Origin of the sequence: Metabacillus bambusae (assembly GCF_017497975.1) — a bacterium.
GTDB lineage: Bacteria > Bacillota > Bacilli > Bacillales > Bacillaceae > Metabacillus > Metabacillus bambusae.
The window spans coordinates 175,043-197,398 of sequence record NZ_JAGDEL010000005.1 but is presented as its reverse complement, the minus strand read 5'-3'; the positions used below and the strand labels follow the sequence as shown (position 1 = coordinate 197,398).

Below are 22,356 nucleotides of genomic sequence, written 5' to 3'. Positions count from 1 at the left end.
CAAGAAGATGTTGTGAGCCATTAGAACATACATGGTAAAATGATAGTAAAAAAATAAGGGTGATGGGAAAGTGAACCGGAATTGGAGTATTCAAGAACTTAAGGGTTACTTACATAACATGGAAGAAAGTGCAATGCAGTTTTATAAGGTGAAAAAGGGGATCATAGAACGGCCGAAACCGAAATTTAGGTTGGATTTTGATGGGATAAAAGAAGATAAAGAACAAAAGAAGAAGGATGAGAGGAGAAAAAGAGATGAGTTAAAGCCTGCTTTGATCCAGCAAAATGAGTTGTATTATTTCGGTCCTGCAAAAGTTGCGATAGATCTCACAAGGGAAGGGTTAAACGCATATAAAGCGGGTGACGTTAATGATGCTATCGCTAAGCTGGAACAAGCAGTAGAAAATTTTTCTGGAAATCCAGACTTATCCTTTAATCTAGGGAAGATGTACCTGGAAAGTGGAATGGATGTTGCTGGTGGTTTGCTACATCTTATTGAGTATCTTCTCTCCAATACGAACGAGTATTACAGCAAGGAGCTTTCGAAAATACTTCACCTGACTCGCAGTAAAAAGCTGTGGAAAGGTTACATAGATAATGAAGAATACGAGATTCACTTTGAAATTGATGATGATATGGTCCATTTTGATGAAATACCTAAGGACTTTACATTCCAGTTTTATCTGCCTTATAAGGTACCTGTTTCACTTGATCTAGAACGTAAGGATAAAGAGAAAATTGAGATGGTAGATTATCAGTTTTTAAAAGAAATTTTCACAATAGACGAATCTCTTCAAACTAATCTTTTTGAAATTACGATAAATAAAGGAAGCTTTACACCATTTGTGAAAGAATTTTATGGAACACTCCTCGAATTGTCATATGACGATGAGGTACCAGAATTAACTTCTTTTAAAGATCTGCACATCGAACAGTTGGAACAGGAGCATTATTATGAGGGGCAATTTAACGAGCCGAAGGAAGTGGCTTTCGACAACTTAAACAATCAGCTAGTTTCGGTATCCCTTGTTGAAATTCATAAAGAAAATAGGGATGAATTTCTGGACTTATTTACAGGCTTTGCAAAGAAATATTTAATCAATGAAAAATCAGATGAAGAACTGGACCAGGAAGAGGACGAATGGGAGTACAGACAACAAGAGGAATATGACAGCCTAGGTCGTTTTGAGATGGAGTCATTTCTATATGAAGAATATCAATCCTTTGTAGGGAATTCCCAATTATATGGCGATGTTTCCGTTATTTTATATAATCTCGAAAACAATGTTCCAGATCCGTATGAAACGAAAAATGAGCTGGTTTTCAAGGAAAAGCAGGAAATGTATATGGCTATATGGGGAGATGTGTTTGATGCAGTAAAACCTCAAGGTATTGCTAATGGGGCAATAACCTTTGGAGGGGAAAAGAAAAATGAAGTACAAGTAGTAAAAAAATTAGATGATTCATCAGAAGAGAAATTACATGAGATACTAGGACAAGTAAGGTCTGAAAAGGTAAAGAAACTATTAACTGCTCATTTTAATGACATCTTTGATACTCTCGAGGATAAGGCCCATTTATCGATGGTTCCAATGCGCCTTACACTTGAGGTTATTTTACAAGAAAGCAGTTTGAAAATTGGAATAAACCTGTTGAATGGTGACAGAAGAAAAACATTGCATCATCTAATAGAGGAGACAAAGAAAAAGAGGCGCTATCCCAAAAAAATAAATGATCAAATGTATAACATACGTACCATGGCCAACAGCTCCCTCCACTACGATGCACTGGAAGAGTATATATCGATAAACGAAGTGGAAGTAAAGGAACTGCTTTCTCAACTGCTAAACATTGTTGAGTATTTTGTTAAGCGGTTTGGGCTGTGAAGTAAGGGTTTTGAGTGCCACTGTCACCACCCGAAAAAATTTGTTCTACAAATTTTTCATATAACTATTTTAGTGTTCACAAAGCGTGCCATTCACTCAATGTGTGATTGTCCTTTCTTTGTGATTAACATGTAAGCGTCGAACTGTTCCCATATTTTTATACCACGCAAACTATGAGAAATTATTTTGACAACTTAAAATTGCCCAAAGTTGACTGTATTCCCTGTCCATAATTTTACAAGAGTAATGACCTTGTATTGTATAATTCTGGAGACTTCCACAAAAAACAACTATGTTTATTGTATCAGGTTACAAACGAGTTTGGTTTTGGTGGAACATTCGCCATCTGAATTTTGTCAAATCTTTGTGTAACAATTTAAATGCAAAGATCATTTCATAATAGGTTGCTCTAGTATTTAATAAAAAGAGAGGTATTTGCATATAAAGCAGGTGATCCTCCAGAGTGTATAAATAAAATGTGATCATCGCGTTTAAAGTAGCCATTACGGATGAGATCAATAAGTCCTGCTGCAGCTTTACCCGTGTACACTGGATCGAGTAAAATTCCTTCTGTTTTTGCCATTAACTGGACAGCTTCTACCATTTCAGGGGTAGGTAAAGCATAGCCAGGTCCGACATATTCATCAAAGCAAGTAACTGCCTCACGGGGGATGGAATGTGAAATTCCGATATGTGCCGATGTTTCTTTCACAAGCTGGTACACTTTTTCTTCTTGTTCTGTTTTTCCTCTGCTTACGTTTATTCCTATTACAGGTATATTACTTTGACTTCCATCAAATCCAGTGATCAAACCTGCATGCATTCCGCCACTGCCGCTTACACAAACGACCGACTTTATATTTATTCCTTGATCAAATGACTGTGCTAAAATCTCCTGGGAGCAAGCGGCATATCCTGTTGCCCCAATGGCAGTAGATCCACCAACTGGAATGATGTAAGGGTGATGTCCCTTCCCTTCTACTTCTTTTGCTACTTGCTGCATTTCTTTCATCAAGTCTGTTCCATTCGGGACAACCTTGATATTTTCAGCGCCTAGTAAATGATAAAGAAAATAGTTACCGTTAAAATCAGGCTCAGAGCTTTTTGTCATACCCTCTTCCAAGACAAGAATGCACTTCATCTTCTCTTTCACTGCAGCGGCTAGTGTTAAGCGACAATGATTTGATTGAATGCCTCCACATGTAATTAAAGTATCTGCACCTTTTTTCAGTGCATCGGCAACAAGAAACTCTAATTTTCTCGTTTTATTTCCGCCAACCGTTAGCCCAAGTAAATCATCTCGTTTTAGATAAATCGTAGGGCCGCCAAGAACTTCAGATAAATTGTCTAATTTCTCGATAGGTGTATAGGATGATGTGTATCTTCGTTTAGGAAATTGAGCTAAATTCATATGTAATAGCCTCCTGTATTGTTCATTTAAATATATGTGAAATGTTGAAAAAATTAAATTCTAGTAGTCTTCTTCTCAAATACTATTATATTTATAAATGTAGAATTGAGCTACTTTTCAAAAACATAGATCCGAAGTATATTTTTGAAAGTCTAAAAGAGGTTCAAGACTACTCATTTTTTTAGCTTGTCACCGCCCGTACCAAAATAAGCCCAGTAGTCATTAAATAATGCTGTATGGTATTTTTTTATTAGGTATAACGAAATGCGTTATGTTAATTATAGGCATTTTTATGGTCTTAAAGTAATGGTTGTTATATAATGGTAAACGTTGTGGTGGTTTTAGAAGATAGCGGAAAACCGTTCTTTTATTTCATCTAAATTTTCATAAGAGGTAGGGATAAGCTTGTTTAATAAAGGTTTATATTACGAGGTGAACGGTAAGGGTGATCCGATTCTTTTTTTACATGGAATTGGAGGAACTCATACAATGTTTCAGCCTCAAGTAGACTATTTTTCACAGGAGTTTCAAACCATTACTGTTGATCTAAAGGGAAGTGGGCAATCGGATTCGTTAAATTGTTTACCCTCAAAATGTTTAGACATCCATTGTGAGTCGATTCTTACCTTATGTCACGATTTACATCTTGATAACATTACTTTAGTCGGTGTGTCATACGGAGGAATCGTTGCGCAACATCTTGCAATTACTCACCCCCAATTAGTAGATAAACTCATCCTCGTTGATACGTACGCAAATACCATTCCAAAAAGTAGGGAAGAGTTTGAACTTTTTTTATTTGCAGGCTTTATTGCCTTTTCCGTATGGTTACCATCCAAATGGATCATGCCTATTTTTAAACGCTATGAACGCTGGGAGCTAGCACATCAAGAAATTGTAGACATTATTCAAAATCGAAGGGCCAAAGAAGTAACAAATCAACTCATGGGATGCTTTGGATTGAATAATCTACCTGCATTGGCAAAATTAGAAATTCCAGTACTAGGCATAGTAGGAGATGATGAACCATTAGTCATCGAAAAAATGCGTGAAGTCATAGAACCAATTCCAGATGGTTCATTACATATTATTAAGAATGCGTTTGATCCAACAAATTTATGTCAGCCAGAGCAGTTTAATGCTGTAGTGGATGAGTTTATTCGAGAGAACTTGTTAAGGGTGCCTGTCACCACCCGAATTTTGTCGAAGATGGATAGCCTAGTAAATGGATAGAATATTGTAATATACAGTTGCAACTGCATATTGTGAGGGTGGTTGGTTGTCAGTCTTCTTTCCGTTTAGGAAGGAGATGATAATCATGGAAACATTTCTTGAATTTGTACGAGAAGTTCTGAAGGGGTTTGTGCGCGAAGTAAGTGCCTATTTCTTTCGGAAGAACGTATTAGAAAACAAGGAAACCACCTCGCGCCGTCACAAACCAAAAGGTGCTGAACCAATCTTGTCTAATTTAGACTAATAAGTTCAGCGATTAAATTCACTTCCAATTACGTTTAAATTTAAAAAGTTCTTGTACATAGCCGAATACGGATACAGGTGACATGATCATTTGATAACCAATGATAAAGAAAATAAAGCCTACTAAATTTTTTCGGATACTTAGATTTAATGGCTTAAACACATAATTCTTTTGATAGAAATAAAGAATGCTATAACTTAAAAAGGTTAACGGCAGGACAAATAATGTTATTGGACCAACAATCCAATAATGACCGAAAAATGCTAATATTAGCCCAGGAATCCAACATACAGTGAAGATGAAGTCTAAGTAAGGCATGATCAAATTAATGCCCGTTAAATATTTAATATAAATTTGCGGCTGATTCCAAGGTTTTACTTCATTTAAACCTTCAATCATGCCCCTTGCCCATCTTGCTCGCTGTCGAATAAAGTGCTTAAGTGTACTTGGTACTTCTGTGAAAGCAACAGCTAATGGCTCATAGTATACTTTCCAATGTTTTTGCAGTAATCGCCAAGTTAAAACGATGTCTTCTCCGATTGCATTTGGCCATCCGCCAACTGCTTTAATACAGTTTGTTTTATATAGACTATAAGCACCTTGTGCAACAAGGGTGCCTTGGTATAAACCTTGAAGCCTTTTAATCGAGGCAATCCCTAAGAAATAATCCCACTCTTGAACTCTGGTCCATAGATTTTCTCTGCTGTTTTTTGTTAGAACAGAGCCAGCTATAGCACATACATCTTCAGGGCTGGATTTGATGCGCGCTACAAGATAGCGGATAGAAGTTGGTTGTAAAAGTGTATCAGCGTCAATTGTAATAACATAAGGGGTTTGAACCATGGTTAAACCATGATTTAATGCATGGAACTTACCAGGTTTCTCCTCATGCAGCAGTTCAATATCTATTGACAATTCCCTTTTTGCTCGTAAGGTTTCTTCTGCTGTTCTGTCTAAGGAACCATTATTAATTACATATATCTTCATTTTTCCATGATAGTCTTGATGATCTAAATAACGAAGTGTTTGATAAATTTTATCTTCTTCATTAAAGGCTGCAATAAGAACTGAAATTTGATCTTCAGGATATTGATTTTTTAAAGGGGGCTGCCGATCTAAGAGTAAGCTCATTACTAGAAAGGCATTCATATACCCAGGAATATAAGATATCCCTCCGATAATAAGCAAAGCTACTGGTAAGGGAAGAATATGAGAAAGATCCTTTAGCCAAGGAAGTCCTAAATAAATGGATAGGCACATCCATAGAAACGCAGTCAAGTGACTTACTATGAACTTAGTTTTGATTGGAATATACGGCTTGGTGTACTCTGTTTTGATTGGTGGTTTTATTTCTGTTTGCATCTTCTTATACCTTTCCCATTGAGTAGTGGATATCGTTCTAATGTACTATAAGGTACCATATCTTCATTTTAAAGTAATTCTTTTTTTTTATGTTTTATAAAGGTAAATATAGGTATGATTTATGTGCTTAGCACCACTCGAATTTTCTCGAAGATTGATAGACTAGTAATTGGATAGAATATGGTAATTCACAGTAGCAACTGGCTAGTGTGAGGGTGGTTGTTGTCGGTCTTCTTTCTGTTGAGGAAAGGATGTGATAATCATCGAAAGATTTCTTGAATTTCTAAGAGAAGTTTTTTGAAAGGAATTGTACGCGAAACAAGTGTACATTTAATTCGGAAAAGCGTATTTAGACAGCAAAAAGAAAACCCCCACGCCTTTTACGAGTTATCCCTTTTGCGATTGCGTAGGAAGCATCTGGATCGGCTGATTTAATGTGTCAAGCTTGTTTTCGATTCGATTAAGTAAATATAATGTGATGATGATCGGGAAGCCGGCATCACTTATCATTGTTAACCATTGTTCCATCCTTTCACACCTCTTTCATTAGAATTTATAGAAAAGGGCCGACAAGAGAAAGCTTGTCAGCCCTATACGTAGTTATCCAAGCACAATTTCCGTCACATTACGGTCAATAATTCTTGCGCCTTTTTTTGAGACAAATTCTCCATCCGTTGAAATGAAAATATTTGCTGCTAAGATTTGATCCATTGCTGCATTTAGGGCAGTTTGATCAACCGGTTCTACTGGAGAATCCACACTGATTTTCACTGTTTTTCCTGCTGTGTTTAAAAATTGAAGCTCTAATGTTTTCGCCATTTTTTTCCCTCCTTTCTAGGGTTTTTGAAGGAATTAGGTGTCTAAGTATTCCTTCAAATAGCTGTTTTTTACATTCTTACCTGTTGTTACGCATCAATTTGATTTGTGTCGTTACGCTCAACAAATGTTAGTGTTTCTGATTGTAAGCTTGCGATCGCTTGTGCAGCTTGAAGCAATTGGTCAGGTGTTGCTGAAGTTTTGACATTGTTGTAGTTTTTACGCTTATAGATGTCTTTGCCGTTCTCATCAACTCCCATGTTAAAGACAAGGCTTAATTGAGAATCTAATAATGTTGCAACTGCCATGCTCTCACCTCCTTTCACCCTTTATATATAGAGAAAGGGTAGGTAGAGTAGCGTGTTATTAATTTTTTTTTATAAAAGATGGATGTAATAGCTTCTGGCATGTTGCTAACCACTGGTATTACCTGATTTCCAAAAAATCCTCACTAGAATACTTCTTTAGTTTAGCAATCGCATTCCTACGCCATCCTTTAACTGCAGATATTGATACTCCTTCATCCTTTGCAACTTGACTTGGTGTTCTATCATGAAGGCAGTAGGCTTTTAGCCATTTGCTTTGATTTGAAGTCAAAAGGGTGGAAATACTGTTAATATTAGAATCTGATAGTAGATGTTTAAAATCATCTTCGCTTGTTTCTTCTTGGGGTGAAACAGTCATGAGACGATTTTCCTTCTCCTGTTTTTTCCTTTCTTTCGTAAGCACTGCTTTCATTCGACCAATGATATAGGAATAAACATAAGACTTGAATTCCCCTTTTTCTTCATTAAACCGTAATGAAGCCTCCCATAATGCAATACAGCCAATTTGATAAAACTCCTTTTTATCTTTGTAAATCTTTAACTTTTTCATCATATGATAAATCATTGGTTCAAATTGTTCATGCAGCTTCTCGAATTTCTCATCTTCATTCATATAAGAATCCTTTTTAAGAATGCATTCTTATGTTTTCCGCGGTAATTTGAGAATATCAGTCTATTTTTCTTTGAGAAACTTTCAATATGGTGGAGATAACGGGGGAGATTAACCTATTAAGGGGATTATTTCTTAGTAATAACGAGGTTATTGGTAGGGAGTTCGTTAGGGTGATGGTGTTATTGGGGTTTTTGTCTGTGTAACGTAGTTTTGGGTGCCTGTCACCACCCGAAATTTGTCGAAGGTTGGTAGGTTATTAGATTAAATAGACATGAATAGAATAGAGTTGCAACTGAATATTGTGAGGTTGGTTAGTTGTCAAGCTTCTTTTCCGTATAGGAAAGGAGGTGATAATCATGGAAACATTTCTTGAATTTTTACGAGAAGTTCTGAAGGGGATTGTGCGTGAAGTGAGTGCGTATTTTTTTGGAAGAACGTATTAGAAAACAAGGAAACCACCCCGCGCCGTCGCAAGCAAGAGGGTGGTTCGAAAAGAAAGTAATTTTTTGACAACCATCACCCTGACGGTAGAGGTTGTAGGGAGAAGAGTTAGTTGGCTTCTCCCTTATATTATATATCCATTATACATAAAAGTATTCCTAATTAAAACTGGCTGTCATTTCATTTAGTTTTCTAGTCACCGCGAATATGCCGGAGATTTTTAGATATTTTGGAAGAGTAAGATAGTTCCACGGATATTAATCTAATTATTTTCCATCAGCTTAGGAGTTTCTCGCTTTACTTCTCCTTATTCAATTAAAGTTTTCACTAGGTACCGTTCGTTTGGATGGAAGTGATCACGATGCTGAAGTGTGTGATTATTGAAGAAAGCAATTTTATCTGTTTTTACTATGGCGAATATGGTGATACTATTGATCACATCGTTCCAAAGTCCAAGGGTGGGCTGACGAACCCGAAAAACTGTGTTTGTGCTTGTTTTCAATGCAATCAGTTGAAAAACGATAAGTTAATTGAAGAATTTATTGTAAGGTAGTTTTGGGTGCCTGTTGTTTTGTTTCTCAAGATTTAAAAAAGTTTTACAAACCAGTTTCTAAGATAGGAAATAGTAAAGTAGCAAACTTAACTAGTCTCCCATTAATTGGCGGAATGCTTGTTGCAACATCAAAAAGGCAAGGGGGGAATAGACTCGTTATTAAAAAGGGATAATCGTTAGGGAGGAACATGGGGATAGGTGCCATGTTCCTTTTTTATGAACAAAAAGTTGTAACCTAGCCAGTACTAGAGACGAGTATATTCCTGTTGTATTTTATTACTATTTTTAAATTTTATTAGCTTCAAAACCTAGAATTAAGAATACTTTAAAATTATAAAAAATAGATAGTTCATTTAAAGTCAACATGAGCAGTGGATAATTATATAAAAGCAAATTAGTCGATTGCACTCTGTGAAAGTTGAGTTTAATAAAATAAAACATTCTTCCTATATTCATTTCCAATTTCACTACTGGAGACTTATGGAAGTGATCTGGTAATTATAGTAACATTTACTTAGCTATTATTGGATTTTATTGAAAATGAAGTTGACGATGAATAGAAAAGTAAGTTAATAATGAGGTGAAATTTATGAATTCAGAAAAAGTCAGAGCATTAGCAAAAGTGTTCCAGGAATCTTCTGAAACGTTAAAATTAGATGAATCGAAATTAATGCAGAGTGTACATACAAATACGGAGACATGGACAGGAGAAGCACGAAAAAAATTTGATTCTCTTCTTGATGAAGCAGATATTTTATTTCAAAGACATTCAGACAATCTTTATACCATAAGCAAAGAATTAGAAAGTGCAGCAAATGATGTTGACAGGGTGAGAGAAGAGATTGAAAGACAAAGAGAATTAGAGCGGCTTGCTTGTATGAGGGATGAGTAGAAATTAAATGAATGAAGGATATAAAGAGGTGTCATATGAAACCGAAGAATAGGGATCGCAAAAGTTTAGAAGAGGAAGGCTGGATCTTCCCCGATAAGAATAAGAACAATAAAGATGGTAGTTTACTCCCCGGCTGCAGTGATTTTTTTATTTTGATCATTCAATTTGGTGTTTTGGCACATCAAGTAATTAGACCAATATAAGAATTTTTCTCATTAGCGAGAAATTGGTACCTACTATATATAAAAGAGGATAAAAAAGAAGATGAAGATAAGGAAAGAAATAGCTGATAAATGGATACTAGGTTGTATCTACTTTTGCTATTTCTACTACAAATTGAAGTTATAGCAGCTTTAATTTAGTTAAAATTACAGGAGGAAATAAATGGGTAATGATAAGCCTAAAAATGAGAATAAAAACGAAAAAAAGCCAGTAAATGATGGTTGTGTCTTACCTGGATGTGTAGATTTTTTTCTACTACCTTTACAGATAATTATATTAGGACATCATTTTTTTAATAGTATTTAGATGGAATAGTAGAAAATATTATAAAGGCTAAAGTAAACCAAAAAGAGAGTGATAGAATGGGAAATAAAATATCAGTAGATCCAGATCGTTTAGAAGATTTAGCAAATGAGCTTGTCTCGAAATTGTCGAAAATTGAAGAGGAATACAAGGATCTTCATTTGGAGCTTTACAACCTAATTAGCAGTGCTCCAGCAGAGTATAGTCATTGTTTTTATCAAGTAGGGGATCCGTGGGGAACGGGAAATCAATTAGTTGATCTTCTGAGTGAAATGGAGATTGACCTGCGAATGACCGCTAATAAATTCTCAGACGCTGATAACTTAGTTGGGAAACTTTATAAACTGTATGATCAGTATGGAGCACTAACTGCGATGGGGGCTTTAGCAACAAAACAACTAGCATTTTATGGACTTGGTTTTACACAATTTCCAAAGAATGCTAATGGGTTATTTACATATAAACATATGGGGGCACTTCATCAATTATCGGATGCGATTGACAATTCCAAGTTTCAAACTGTGGCCAGAGGATTATTAAGTCCAAGCTTTTTATTGAAAAAATACCGAGATGTCCCACTTGCTGATTTAGTTCACAAAAAAGTTGCAAAATATCTTCCTAGTGATGTTATTAAGTATACAGATAGTTCAAAGGCTTTGCTTGAAGGAATTCAGTATAGAGCAGTGGATTCAACTAAATTAAAATCATTTCTTCAAACTGGAGCAAAATTCGCAAGAACAAATGCTGTTAGTACTCTATTAGTAACAGGAGCAGTGGAAGTAGGCGGAATGGGCCTGAAAATTTCTGAAAACTATGCGAAGTATGGAAATAATTCTGAGGTCCTAAAGCGAGAAAATGCAAAAGCGGTGGGAAATGCAGTGAATAATACAGTAGCCATTTCTGGAGGTTCCATTGCAGGGGCAGTAGTAGGTGGGGCTCTAGGAAGTTTAGTCGGTCCAGTAGGTACTGTTTTAGGTGCTACTGCAGGCTCTTTTGTAGGTGGTATTGTTGGAGAGCAAGCTGCCAAACTTACTGCAGGAATAGCAGAAAAAGCGGCTATAGCTTTAAAAGAACCTATACATGCTGGGGTTGAGTTTTTTAAAGGTGGATTCGAAAAAGCAGGGAAAGTGGTTGAAGGTGTTAATAAAGGTGTAGATTTTGTAAATGATCAAATTAAGGAGACAATTGCTGACCCAGTAGGGAAGGTGAAAGAAATTGGTAAAGGATTATCGAAGGCAAAAGAAACAGCGAGCTCTCTAGTCGATGGAGCGAAAGTTTTTCTTGAGGATAAATTGTCATTTTTTTAAGGAGGATATATGAATACGATTCAATTAAGTATTGAGGAATTACTTTTTTCATTTTATAGTGAAGGTTTATTTGAACAAGGAATATCCATTAAAGAAGCCTATTTTCCAACGCTTCAGGATGCGGAGTTAAAATTAATGCTCGAAATTGCCTCTCGCTCCTTGTTAGCAAAAGATATGATTAAGGAAGTCGATCATCAATATAAGTTAAAGGATGAATTTGCTGCCTATATCCATACATTGAATTATGCGGAAGGTACCATTAAGGCTTCTAAACATCAGTCAGACTTCAATGGAGAAGAAAGTATCTCCTTTCATTATAAAAATGGAGAGGTTTATTTACATAAATTACTGTACGACAATCAAGTTCATTCTATTTCAAAGCTGCCGGAAGAAGAAATCCTTTCAGAGGTAAGCAGGTTTTTCAACTTCCATACCTTAGAAAAGCAAGGTGAAGTCATCCTTCGGTTAAAAAGTGAAGAATTTGAAGAACTATTAGAAGATGTAAGTCAATCTCATTCTTTACCAGAATCAATTGTTCAGAAATGGATAAGCAAAAAGGGAGAGTCTACTAGTATCCTAGCGTTTTTAAATGATCTTTCGAATAGAAACGGTACAATGGATAGTTTAGTAAGCTTAGCCTATGACTCAGAAAATACCCCTGACCTAATGGATCTTTATTTTCTTATTCCAGGAAAGAATGAATGTTGGCTAGCGACAAGGGACAACAGCCTTGACCTGAATATTCAAAGAGCAAATGAGGCATCTATTAAACAACTATTCGTAACGAAAAAGATTCTTTCAGCTTAGGAGGTGCATCGTTTGGTAAACGTTAAGAAAGAAAATGAAGTCGTCCACATAAAAGGCTCAAAGTTCATGTACGGGTGGATGTTTCTTGCGACTGTAGGTTTTTTAATTGCATGTATTTTCTTAATCATACACGGGTTGAAATTTAATTCCAAATATTCATTATTTTACCTTGGTGGCGGTATTATCCTCACTCCTTTTTACCTTTATCTAACTCTTTGGTCACTTCCAGGTTTTATTCCAGGGAAGGTTCTGTTAACGATTGTCCAAGGCGGAAACGGCAAGATAAAATCGAAAAAAGGTACAGTTTTTATTAAAAATATTCGTAATATTGATTTAGTCAGAAATCCATTGAATTTGATCAATGATGTTGTCGTTGAAACCTTTGATGACAAGAAAATCAAAATTCGTACTTACAATATTCTTGATGATCTTGGATATCAAATGATGGTCGATCAATATATTTATCCTTATATGACAGAAAACGCCAGAAAAGTATGGGATCGTAAGGTGGATTTAGATAAATTGCTAAAGATAGCCAAATACGAGCGGCAGGAGCAAAAAATTGATTAACCTTCATTTCCTCAAGGTGTGACACCATATAAATACAGGTAATAAACTGTGAAAATAATATCTTTTCATGGTTTATACCTGTGCCAACCTTGAGTCAATTAAACAGTTAATCTGTTAACAAATACTGAAGAAATTCAGCTTTATCCTCAATAAAAGATTCATCAGCCTAACAATGCACCTCACAGCAAAGCCTTCAGATACAGATACCTCTATATTTCTGGCGGTACAGTTACCTTCGTAGGAGGAAAAAGTTTGATTAATATAAAGACAGAAGAAAATTCTATCAAAATCAAAGGTTCAAAGTTCATGTACGGGTGGATGGCTTTATTTGTTTTAGGTGGTTTAGTAGGTTGTTCATTCTTAATTTTTGAAGGCTTTTCATTTGAATCGAAATATTCGTTGTTTTATATCTTTGGAGGTATCATTTTTTTTCCTATTTTTCTATATTTAACTCTCTGGGCACTTCCAGGTTTTATTCCAGGAAAGATCCTGTTAACGATTGTTCAAGGTGTGAATGGTACGGTTAAAGCGAAGAAAGGTACAGTTTATATTAAGAATATCCGTAATATCGATTTAGTAAGAAATTCACTGAATTTGATCAATGATATTGTCATTGAAACCTTCGATAACAAAACAATAAAAATTCGTACTTATAATCTAATTGACGACCTAGATTACCAAGTGATGGTCGATCAGTATATTTACCCTTATATGACAGAAAATGCAAGAAAAGTGTGGGATCGTAAGGTGAATTTGGATAAATTACAAAAAGTAGCTAAATACCATAGGCAGGAGCAGAAAATTGATTAACGTTCGTTAACTTTATTTGCGGTTTCATCACTTCACTACAGGTGGATAAACCATGAAAGCAGCACATTTTCATGGTTTATCGTAGTGCTCTGTGTCAAACATGAGCCAATCAGACAGTTAATCAAGTTCATTTCCTGTATTAGCAAATGCAGACGAAAGTCAGCTTTATTTAACAAAATCTCGCCTTTGTATGAATGCTTCTTATTTCTCAAAACGCCTCACTAAAATGCTTCTTTCACTTAGCAATCGTATCCCTCCGCCAAGCTTTCACGGCATAAACAGATACGCCTGCCTCCTCTGCAATGTCAGCTGGCATTCCCTATTCACTTTTCTCCTTTCACTCGTACGGGCTGTTTTCATCCGGCAGCTGATATAGGAATAGACATATGACTGAAAATTTCCCTTATCTTCATTAAACCGTTGCGAAGCCTCCTATAAGGCAATACACCCTATTTGATCAAACTCCTGTTCATTTTTATAAATCGCAGTTTTCTCATTTAAATTGATTATGTAGTTCCTCAAATTTCGCATCTTCAACCATGTAAGAATCCTATTTAAGAATGCATTCTTACTTTATTCCACGGCAATTTGAGAATATCAATCTCTGTTTCTATGAGAAAGATACCTTATGGAGCTTAAAGGAGAGGTAAATTGACTTATAACGTCAAACCTTTCCCTATTCGTATGAATAAAAGAAGGAATTATAATGAGGCAAATCGAAGTTGTGGGAGGGATTATACTTTGTGTAGATGATGTTTTACAAAAATACACGTATAGACCGCAACATTATACTAAGCTTAAAACCATTTAATGGTGCCTGAGTTCAAAATCGGAGTAGGTTCAGCCACTCCTTTGACGGCTACCATCGCTTAACGTTGATTGCACATGTCATAATGTTTTAATAAACCGTTTTAGGTGATGAGCAAAAACACTCTAATAGGAATCTAGAGTGAATTTTAGAGGATTAGGTTTGGACTAATTGGAAATTTAAAAGAAGACGTAAATACTGATCGGGGGGAGAAGCGGTGAGAAAGAGGAAATTTTATTGGAAGTTGTTTGTATGTATGATGGCGGTTATTTTTGTTTATACGGCCGCATTGTCGTTTGTTTATTATTTAAAGAATCGGGAGTTTACGAATTTCGAGCTGGAACAGAGTCAGAAGGAGCTTTTAAAACAGACGAAGGAAAAAGTGGATCATCGTTTGCAGGTGGCGTTGAGCGGGATTAACCAACTCAAGTCAACGGAGGCGTTTGTGAATTTTAGTCAAAATAGGAATGAAAAGTTGAAATATTACTATGTTAATGAGTTGTATAAGGAACTGCAGAAAAATTCGAATGCTTTTAGCCAGTTTGAGTATAAGCTAGGTGTGATGAATGCAGATGAAGATTTGATTGTGACACCTGATATGACGATTAATCAAGAACAGTATTTTCAGCAGCTTGGTCTGAATAAGGAAGAGAATCAACAGGTGGCTGACTATTTAGAGGAAAAAAACAATAGCTTCGAGCAGTATAAATTATTTACCCTCATGAATCAAAAGAAAGATAACGTGTATATTACCCTGTTGAAAAAAGAGAGGATAGCTGAAGGCAATAACGTTGTCTTTTTTCTTTCCTTCTATACTAAAAACCTGTACCCTGCTCTAAATCCTATTGATCAGGGAGGGTTTGCCATTGTAGAAGGTAACCGGATTTCAAGTCATCGAACAACTTTTCATGATCTTTCGATTACCGACATCTTGACTAAGGATCGATTAAAACAACTTGAACCTTCTAAAGAAGAGCCTGTTCCATATCAAAAAATAACGGCTGCAGACTTTCAGATTAAATCCTTATCCTCAGAAGTGTTAAAAGATTGGAAGTATCTTTATATTACGCCGAAACAAATAACCGAAACATCGTTTACCGGGCTTCTAATGGATTCGCTGCCTGTTTATGTACTATTTATATTAGCTGGTCTTGTGGTTCAAATTTTGTTTGTCAATTATACGTATCAGCCTGTAAAAAAAGTTCTTCATGTATTGAAAGATGGACAAGAGAGTATTGATGGAGATGAGTTTGCCATTATCCAGCAAATAACAATCAATATGAAAAAAATGAACGAAAAACTGCTTTCTACCATCGATCATCACCAGCTGTCGTTGAAAAAAAAATTTATGAAAGATTTACTTCTTGGGTTAGTTGAGAAAGAGGAAGTGAAGGAGAAATCGGGGCAATACGGTCTTGCCGAGTTGAAACAAGGAAGGGTCATCCTCTTTGAATTCACTAACTATAAGGAGTGGGGAGAATCGGTCACACCTGAAGAGATTCTGACGATCAAGCTACAGCTGCTAACCTATTTAAAAGAACATATAGAAAAGGAAATCTCTTACGAAATGATTGAAATGGAAGTAGAGAAACTCGCAATCCTGACAAGTGAAACCAATTTGCAGAGAATTCGCGATTGGTTGAATTCGTTTAAATCAGGGTTGGATGAACGCCTTCATGCAACAATGTTTATTGCGATCAGTGATCCGGTTGCAGAACTTTCTGAATTTGAAAAAGGATATAAACAGGCAAGAAATTTGCTTGAATACAGATATGCGATTGATCGAAAAAACATTGTGTCAACAGAAGATATTGATACTTTTGAGCAAAAGAGCTACTATTACCCACTCGAAATGGAGAAAGATTTGATTAATTTTAGTTGTAGAGGTCAGAAGGAGAAGGCCATGGCCATTTTGAAAAACGTCTTAAATGATAATCTTCATGTTAGACAGCTTGATGAATCTACACTCCGAAGCTTGGTATTTGAAATACTTGCTACCATTCATCGAATTTTATCACAGACTAATCAAGCAGAAAGGACAATCTTTGGTGAAGATGAAACCGTCTATCGAAGACTTCAAGTGATTCGCGGAAAAGAAAAGCTTGAACAGACAATTACTAGTCTTTTCGAGGAGCTTTTAGAAAACATTCAAGAACAAACAAAAAAAGCAGACTTGACAGTGGCTGATCAACTGATGAACTTTATTCATGATCATTTTCACAGGGATCTTTCTCTTTCAGATCTAGCGGAACATTTTAATTTAACCCCAAGTTACGTGAGTAAAGTCTTTAAAGAACAAACAGGAGAAAACTTTAAAGAATATTTAAATATGTACCGAGTAAAGAAAGCAAAGGAGATTTTGTCGGCACAAGAGGTGAAAATCAGTCAAGTAGCAAGCATGGTCGGCTTTAACAACGTCAATACGTTTATCAGAACCTTTAAAAAATATGTTGGACTTTCCCCTGGTCAATATGAAAAAGGATCTTAAGTGATTAATTTATTCTAGTCTTAACGGGCAGTAAAACCTCATGGCACAAGATTATGAGAAGCAAAGAAGATAAGAAAGAGATAACTGCCCGTAAAGATCCGAAGTAGGACAGGATGTCCAAGTAAGGCGAAGACATTAGGCCTTGGCGTTTTATGCGTGATAAGTTTCGCTGCTATTCAGTGGGGTTAGTACCCCAAAAAGAAATCTCACTTTATCGATACTATTTGTGATCCATCTACATTTCTTATGATTTTGCAAAAAACGGTGATGAAAACAAAGAACTGGTGATAGTAATCAGGGGTATGATCGATTTAAAGTTAGGATAATCAATGAAATCAGTCAACCAGATTAAAAAAAGGAAAGGAGGAAAGGTATGAATGGTCAAATTCAATCTGAAGAGAAAAAGCATATGCCGTCAATTACTCATAAGGCAGATCTTTCGCGCCTTCAGAGAATCAAAAAAACAATCATCCGTGATAAATATTTGTATTTATTGTTGATCCCGTTTATTGCGTGGTACATTATCTTCTTATACCGCCCAATGTATGGACTTCAGATTGCATTTAAAGATTACAGTATTTTTCAGGGGATTGAAGCTAGTCCTTGGGTTGGATTTCAACATTTCGTACAGTTTTTTGAAAGCGATTACTTTATTAGAACGTTAAAAAACACCATCCTTATTAGTTTATACACCTTAGTATTTGCCTTTCCGGCACCGATTATTTTGGCTCTTCTTTTTAATGAAATTAAATCGGTAACCTACAGAAAGTTGACTCAGACGGCGACATATCTTCCTTATTTCATTTCAATTGTTGTTGTAGCAGGGATTGTAACTAACTTTCTTTCCCCATCAAACGGCCTGGTCAACATCATCATTGAAAAATTAGGAGGAGAAAAAATTTATTTTTTAACCAATCCAGAATATTTCCGATCCATCTTTATCGGGATGAATATTTGGAAGGATGTCGGGTTCAACGCGATTATCTATATTGCTGCAATCAGCGGGATCAATCCACAGTTGTATGAAGCAGCCAAAATGGATGGGGCGAACCGATGGAAACAAATGTGGCATGTCACCTTGCCGGGGATAATCCCGACGATCTTAATCTTATTTATTTTGAATATCGGAAGCTTCCTGGAGGTTGGGTATGAAGCGATTATCCTTCTCTATCAACCCGCAACATATGAAACAGCTGATGTCATTAACACATACGTATACCGGGCAGGCTTGCAAGGAGCAAACTATGAGATCGGGGCAGCAGCTGGCTTGTTCAATGCAGTTGTTGGTTTAGTGCTAGTGGTCACAGCGAACAAAATAACGAAAAAATTCAGTGAGAGCGGAGGGTTATGGTAAATGAAGGGTTCTGGAAGTAAACTAGCCGATTTCATTATTTATGCTGTTGTCGGATTGATTGCCATTATCTGCATTTACCCATTCATTTATGTATTGTCTGCTTCTATCAGTTCATCTGATGCCGTTCTTAAGGGAGATGTGCTCTTATTTCCGAAAGATATAACAATTGAAGCATACAAACTGGTCCTTGAGGAGCCTGGAATTTGGGTAGCATACGGAAATACAATCTTTTACACGGTAGTTGGAACACTGTTTAGCATGTTTGTTACGATTTGTGGGGCTTATCCGCTTTCTAAAAAACGACTAAAAGGTCGCAGCTTTTTCGCTTTTTTCATCGCATTCACGATGTGGTTCAATGCAGGAATTATCCCTACCTACTTGAATTTAAAAGATCTGGGATTACTTGATACTCGGACAGCGATCATTGTAGGCTTTGCTATTTCAACGTTTTTGGTCTTCATAATGAGAAGCTTTTTTCAATCAGTACCAGATTCCTTGGAGGAGTCGGCAAAAGTGGATGGAGCAAATGATCTGCAGATATTGTGGAAAATCTTCTTGCCCTTATCAAAACCAGCGCTCATAACAGTCGGACTCTTTTACGCGGTTAGCAGGTGGAACGGCTACTTCTGGTCAATGATTGTATTAAATGATGAAAGTAAAATTCCCCTGCAGGTGCTATTGAAAAAATTGGTTGTTGATATGAGTGTAAAGGAACAAATGGCCAATTCACTGGATACAACCTCTCAATACTCTGCAGAGACCGTGATATATGCGACAATTATTGTTTCGATTATTCCGATCATATTGGTCTATCCGTATTTGCAAAAGTATTTTGTAAAAGGAACGATGATTGGCGGGATTAAAGAGTAAAAGTGATAACTGCTAAAGGAGTAATGTATTGGGGATTATGTTTTAGTCTTTGTGCTGAAACAGAATTCATTGTTTCTATAAAATCCCTGATGTTCCGAATATCGGGTGGTTGTACACGTAACAAAAATTAACGACTAAGTCTTGGGGGGAGTCCAATTGAAAAAAATCGCTTTGATCTTGTTCTCCATTTTTCTGCTAATTATGGGAGGATGCTCGAATAATAGTGCTTCAAGTAATGTGGGTGCTAATAAAAACTCAGAAAGTGAAAAAGGTCTAACGGGGGTTCAGGTATCCAAGGAACCAATTGATCTGAAGATTCACCTTCATCATTTTGATGGCCAGGTCATTTTTAATGATGATTGGCCGACGTTTAAGAAGGCAGCTGAGTTAACTAATGTGAACTTGAAAGGAGTGGCTCCAAAGACTTCAACAGATAGTCAGGAAGCTTTTAACTTGATGATTGCTTCAGGTGAAATTCCTGATCTTGTTCATGGGACAAAGGCAGATTTAACGAAGTATGGGAAAGAAGGGGCGTTTCTTCCACTAGATGAATTAATTGAGAAACATGCTCCAAACATTAAGAAATACCTTGAAGAGATGGAAGGCTTAGAAGAATTTGCTACAGCTTCAGATGGAAATCTTTATTTTGTTCCTTTTATAGCAGATGGAAAGGCGCAGAAAGGATGGTTCGTTAGACAAGATTGGTTAGATAAGCTTGGCCTTAAAATACCGCAAACCTCAGAAGAAACATATGAAGTGTTAAAGGCATTTAAAGAAAAAGATCCAAATGGAAACGGTAAACAAGATGAAATTCCTTATTTTTCAAGAATTCCGGAAAGTTTGGGTGACCTTACGATTTTATGGGGCGCTCGCAATGACCTCTATCTTGATGGAGATAAGGTTCAATTCGGGCCATATGAAGAAAAATATGGTACTGCCCTTTCAGGATTAGCTAAATGGTATGAAGAAAAGTTAATTGATCCAGAGATCTTTACAAGAGGAGCAAAAGCTAGAGATATCTTACTTGGTAACAATCAAGGAGGTATGACACACGATTGGTTCGGAAGCACGGCAGGTTACAACAATTTATTAAAAGATCAGGTTGAAGGGTTTAAATTTGAAACATTTGCTCCTCCTCAAAATACGGAAGGTGAAAAAGTCGAACCTACCGTCCGTGATCCATATGGAGACAAAGCAGGAATAGCGATTGGCTATTCAACAGAAGATCCAGTAAAAGCGATCAAATATCTTGATTTCTTTTACACAGAAGAGGGACGACGCTTGATGAACTATGGGGTAGAAGGAGAAACTTATGATCTAGTCGATGGAAAACCTGTATTTAAAGAAGAAATTTTGAGTTCTCCAGATGTTCCAACAACATTGCATGAGTATGGGGCCCAAACTCTCTTTTCTTATCATCAGGATTTTGAGTATGAGAAACAATGGTTAAACCCAATTGCCTTAAAAGGGATAGAAGAATACACTGCTAATAACTATTTTGCAGAGCCACTGCCGCCTCTCACTTTTACTGAAGAAGAAGAAAAGAAGATTATTGAAATTGCAGCAGACTTAAAAACCTATCGGGATGAAATGATGCAAAAATGGGTTATGGGTGCCGAAGAGATAGATTATGAGAAATTTAAGAATCAACTAAAAAATCTTGGTGTTGAGGAATATATTGAGCTCCATCAAAAAGCGTATAATCGATCGATGGAGAAATGATAGGAAAATAGAATAGGAGGTAACAAAGTTGCAGAAAACCGAACAAGTCGTAGATGAAAGTCTCTTAAGAAAAGAAAGATTTTCAACAAGACCACCTGTAGATCGTGCTTTTATTGAAAAGGCACTAGATTATGTGCTTTTTAAAATCGATCAGAGCCTAGAAGTTTTTACATCTAAATTCCCTAGTCCTAGCAGCAAGAATTTAGTTTATCAACAGATAGACAATGTCGAATGGACGACAGGTTTCTGGACAGGAATGCTCTGGCTCGCTTATGAATATACCGGAGAAGAAAAATACAGACGAGTAGCTGAAAAGCAGGTTACAAGTTTTAAAAATAGAATCAAGAACAGAATTGTCGTGAACCATCATGATTTGGGGTTTTTGTACAGTCTCTCATCTGTTAGTGCTTATCAATTAACGGGAGAGAATCAAGGAAAGGAAGCAGCACTTGAAGCAGCTGAATTACTTCTTACTCGCTACTCTGAAAAAGCAGGAATCATTCAAGCATGGGGAGAATTAACAGATCCCAAGCAAAGCGGAAGGATGATCATTGATTGTATGATGAACTTGCCCCTGCTTTATTGGGCAAGTGAAGTAACAGGTGATCAAACCTATCGTCAACTTGCTTATCATCATGCAAAGCAGTCAGCTAAGTATATTGTTCGTCCAGATTCTTCAACATATCATACTTTTTATATGGATCCAGTGACGGGAAAACCTTTATACGGCAACACTCATCAAGGATTTTCAGATGATTCCTGCTGGGCAAGAGGGCAGGCATGGGGAATATATGGATTTCCCCTTACCTATCACTATACAGGTGATGAAACATTTATCATCCTAAGCAAAAAACTAGCAAACTACTTTCTTAATCGCCTCCCAGAGGATCACGTCTGTTATTGGGACTTAACCTTCACAAAAGGCGAAGAAGAAAGAGATAGTTCTGCTGCTGCCATTGCCGTCTGCGGCTTACTTGAAATGAGTAAAAGGCTTCCTCTAACTGATGGTATGAAAGAGTATTATGAAAATAGTGCATTGCATATTGTTCATTCGCTTGCTGAACACTACACAACAAAAGATGAACCATATGCTAATGGAGTTTTAAAACACGCAGTCTACCATAAACCTAGAAATACAGGTGTTGATGAATGTTGCATTTGGGGCGACTATTTTTACATGGAAGCGCTCATTCGATTATTGAAGGATTGGAAAATGTACTGGTAATATCATATGGCTGCCTTAAACTACCCTTAGAATCTATTTGAGGCAGCCATCTTTCTTAGAGGGAACGATAGAGAGTTAAAGATTAGTATGGTTT

General features: G+C 36.4%; 22 protein-coding genes. 16 read left to right on the top strand and 6 right to left on the bottom strand.

Annotated elements, in window-relative coordinates:
* Window positions 1-70 precede the first annotated feature (70 nt).
* Window positions 71-1,885: a tetratricopeptide repeat protein gene (locus tag I7822_RS09370; protein ID WP_207977283.1), complete on the top strand. Its 1,815-nt coding sequence runs from the start codon at window positions 71-73 to the stop codon at window positions 1,883-1,885.
* 409 nt (window positions 1,886-2,294) lie between these two features.
* Here I7822_RS09370 and cuyA read toward each other — a convergent pair whose 3' ends face one another.
* Window positions 2,295-3,296: a D-cysteate sulfo-lyase gene (gene cuyA / locus I7822_RS09365; RefSeq protein WP_207977281.1), complete on the bottom strand. Its 1,002-nt coding sequence runs from the start codon at window positions 3,294-3,296 to the stop codon at window positions 2,295-2,297.
* Window positions 3,297-3,701: 405 nt separating this feature from the next.
* Here cuyA and I7822_RS09360 point away from each other — a divergent pair, with 405 nt between their 5' ends.
* Together I7822_RS09360 and I7822_RS09355 are read left to right on the top strand one after the other, a co-directional pair.
* The gene (locus tag I7822_RS09360) at window positions 3,702-4,529 is read left to right on the top strand and encodes an alpha/beta fold hydrolase (RefSeq protein ID WP_207977278.1); all 828 of its coding nucleotides are present in this window, start codon (window positions 3,702-3,704) and stop codon (window positions 4,527-4,529) included.
* A gap of 85 nt (window positions 4,530-4,614) precedes the next feature.
* Window positions 4,615-4,773, top strand: coding sequence for a hypothetical protein (locus tag I7822_RS09355; protein WP_207977276.1), 159 nt, complete (start codon window positions 4,615-4,617; stop codon window positions 4,771-4,773).
* An 18-nt stretch (window positions 4,774-4,791) separates the two neighbouring features.
* Here the strand turns inward: I7822_RS09355 and I7822_RS09350 are convergent, their stop codons facing one another.
* The 5 genes from I7822_RS09350 to I7822_RS09330 all read right to left on the bottom strand — a co-directional run bounded on the left by I7822_RS09350 (window position 4,792) and on the right by I7822_RS09330 (window position 7,890).
* Window positions 4,792-6,135 (bottom strand): glycosyltransferase family 2 protein, encoded by a 1,344-nt coding sequence (locus I7822_RS09350; RefSeq protein ID WP_207977274.1) that lies wholly within the window; start codon window positions 6,133-6,135, stop codon window positions 4,792-4,794.
* A gap of 387 nt (window positions 6,136-6,522) precedes the next feature.
* A complete protein-coding gene (locus I7822_RS09345; RefSeq protein ID WP_207977272.1) occupies window positions 6,523-6,663 on the bottom strand; it encodes a YvrJ family protein in 141 nt (46 codons plus the stop codon).
* A gap of 72 nt (window positions 6,664-6,735) precedes the next feature.
* Window positions 6,736-6,954, bottom strand: a complete 219-nt coding sequence (locus I7822_RS09340; RefSeq protein WP_207977270.1) for a DUF2922 domain-containing protein — start codon at window positions 6,952-6,954, stop codon at window positions 6,736-6,738.
* A gap of 86 nt (window positions 6,955-7,040) precedes the next feature.
* Entirely contained in the window at window positions 7,041-7,259 is a 219-nt protein-coding gene (locus tag I7822_RS09335) for a DUF1659 domain-containing protein (protein WP_066328899.1), read from the bottom strand.
* A 118-nt stretch (window positions 7,260-7,377) separates the two neighbouring features.
* Window positions 7,378-7,890, bottom strand: coding sequence for a sigma-70 family RNA polymerase sigma factor (locus I7822_RS09330; RefSeq protein ID WP_207977268.1), 513 nt, complete (start codon window positions 7,888-7,890; stop codon window positions 7,378-7,380).
* Between the two features lie 787 nt (window positions 7,891-8,677).
* On the opposite strand from I7822_RS09330, the gene I7822_RS09325 reads away from it, so the two are divergent.
* The 13 genes from I7822_RS09325 (at window position 8,678) to I7822_RS09265 (ending at window position 22,262) form a co-directional block, all read left to right on the top strand.
* Complete coding sequence (locus I7822_RS09325; RefSeq protein WP_207977266.1) at window positions 8,678-8,884, top strand: HNH endonuclease; 207 nt, start codon at window positions 8,678-8,680, stop codon at window positions 8,882-8,884.
* Between the two features lie 589 nt (window positions 8,885-9,473).
* Entirely contained in the window at window positions 9,474-9,776 is a 303-nt protein-coding gene (locus tag I7822_RS09320) for a WXG100 family type VII secretion target (RefSeq protein WP_207977264.1), read from the top strand.
* Window positions 9,777-9,811: 35 nt separating this feature from the next.
* Window positions 9,812-9,979, top strand: coding sequence for a hypothetical protein (locus I7822_RS09315; RefSeq protein ID WP_207977262.1), 168 nt, complete (start codon window positions 9,812-9,814; stop codon window positions 9,977-9,979).
* 181 nt (window positions 9,980-10,160) lie between these two features.
* Window positions 10,161-10,304 carry a hypothetical protein gene (locus I7822_RS09310; protein WP_207977260.1) on the top strand — a complete coding sequence of 48 codons (144 nt, stop codon included), beginning with the start codon at window positions 10,161-10,163 and terminating at the stop codon, window positions 10,302-10,304.
* Window positions 10,305-10,360: 56 nt separating this feature from the next.
* A complete protein-coding gene (locus I7822_RS09305) occupies window positions 10,361-11,608 on the top strand; it encodes a YfjB-related protein (RefSeq protein ID WP_207977258.1) in 1,248 nt (415 codons plus the stop codon).
* A gap of 9 nt (window positions 11,609-11,617) precedes the next feature.
* Window positions 11,618-12,415 (top strand): YfjC family protein, encoded by a 798-nt coding sequence (locus I7822_RS09300; RefSeq protein ID WP_207977256.1) that lies wholly within the window; start codon window positions 11,618-11,620, stop codon window positions 12,413-12,415.
* 12 nt (window positions 12,416-12,427) lie between these two features.
* A complete protein-coding gene (locus tag I7822_RS09295; protein WP_207977255.1) occupies window positions 12,428-12,985 on the top strand; it encodes a DUF5381 family protein in 558 nt (185 codons plus the stop codon).
* A gap of 252 nt (window positions 12,986-13,237) precedes the next feature.
* A complete protein-coding gene (locus I7822_RS09290) occupies window positions 13,238-13,795 on the top strand; it encodes a DUF5381 family protein (protein ID WP_243459372.1) in 558 nt (185 codons plus the stop codon).
* A 1,025-nt stretch (window positions 13,796-14,820) separates the two neighbouring features.
* Window positions 14,821-17,091, top strand: a complete 2,271-nt coding sequence (locus tag I7822_RS30440) for a helix-turn-helix transcriptional regulator (RefSeq protein WP_207977253.1) — start codon at window positions 14,821-14,823, stop codon at window positions 17,089-17,091.
* 373 nt (window positions 17,092-17,464) lie between these two features.
* A complete protein-coding gene (locus I7822_RS09280; protein WP_243459371.1) occupies window positions 17,465-18,445 on the top strand; it encodes an ABC transporter permease in 981 nt (326 codons plus the stop codon).
* Window positions 18,446-19,315 (top strand): carbohydrate ABC transporter permease, encoded by an 870-nt coding sequence (locus I7822_RS09275; RefSeq protein ID WP_207977251.1) that lies wholly within the window; start codon window positions 18,446-18,448, stop codon window positions 19,313-19,315.
* Between the two features lie 156 nt (window positions 19,316-19,471).
* Window positions 19,472-21,037, top strand: a complete 1,566-nt coding sequence (locus tag I7822_RS09270) for an extracellular solute-binding protein (protein WP_207977249.1) — start codon at window positions 19,472-19,474, stop codon at window positions 21,035-21,037.
* Between the two features lie 28 nt (window positions 21,038-21,065).
* Window positions 21,066-22,262 (top strand): glycoside hydrolase family 88 protein, encoded by a 1,197-nt coding sequence (locus I7822_RS09265; protein WP_207977246.1) that lies wholly within the window; start codon window positions 21,066-21,068, stop codon window positions 22,260-22,262.
* The last annotated feature ends 94 nt before the right edge of the window (window positions 22,263-22,356 follow it).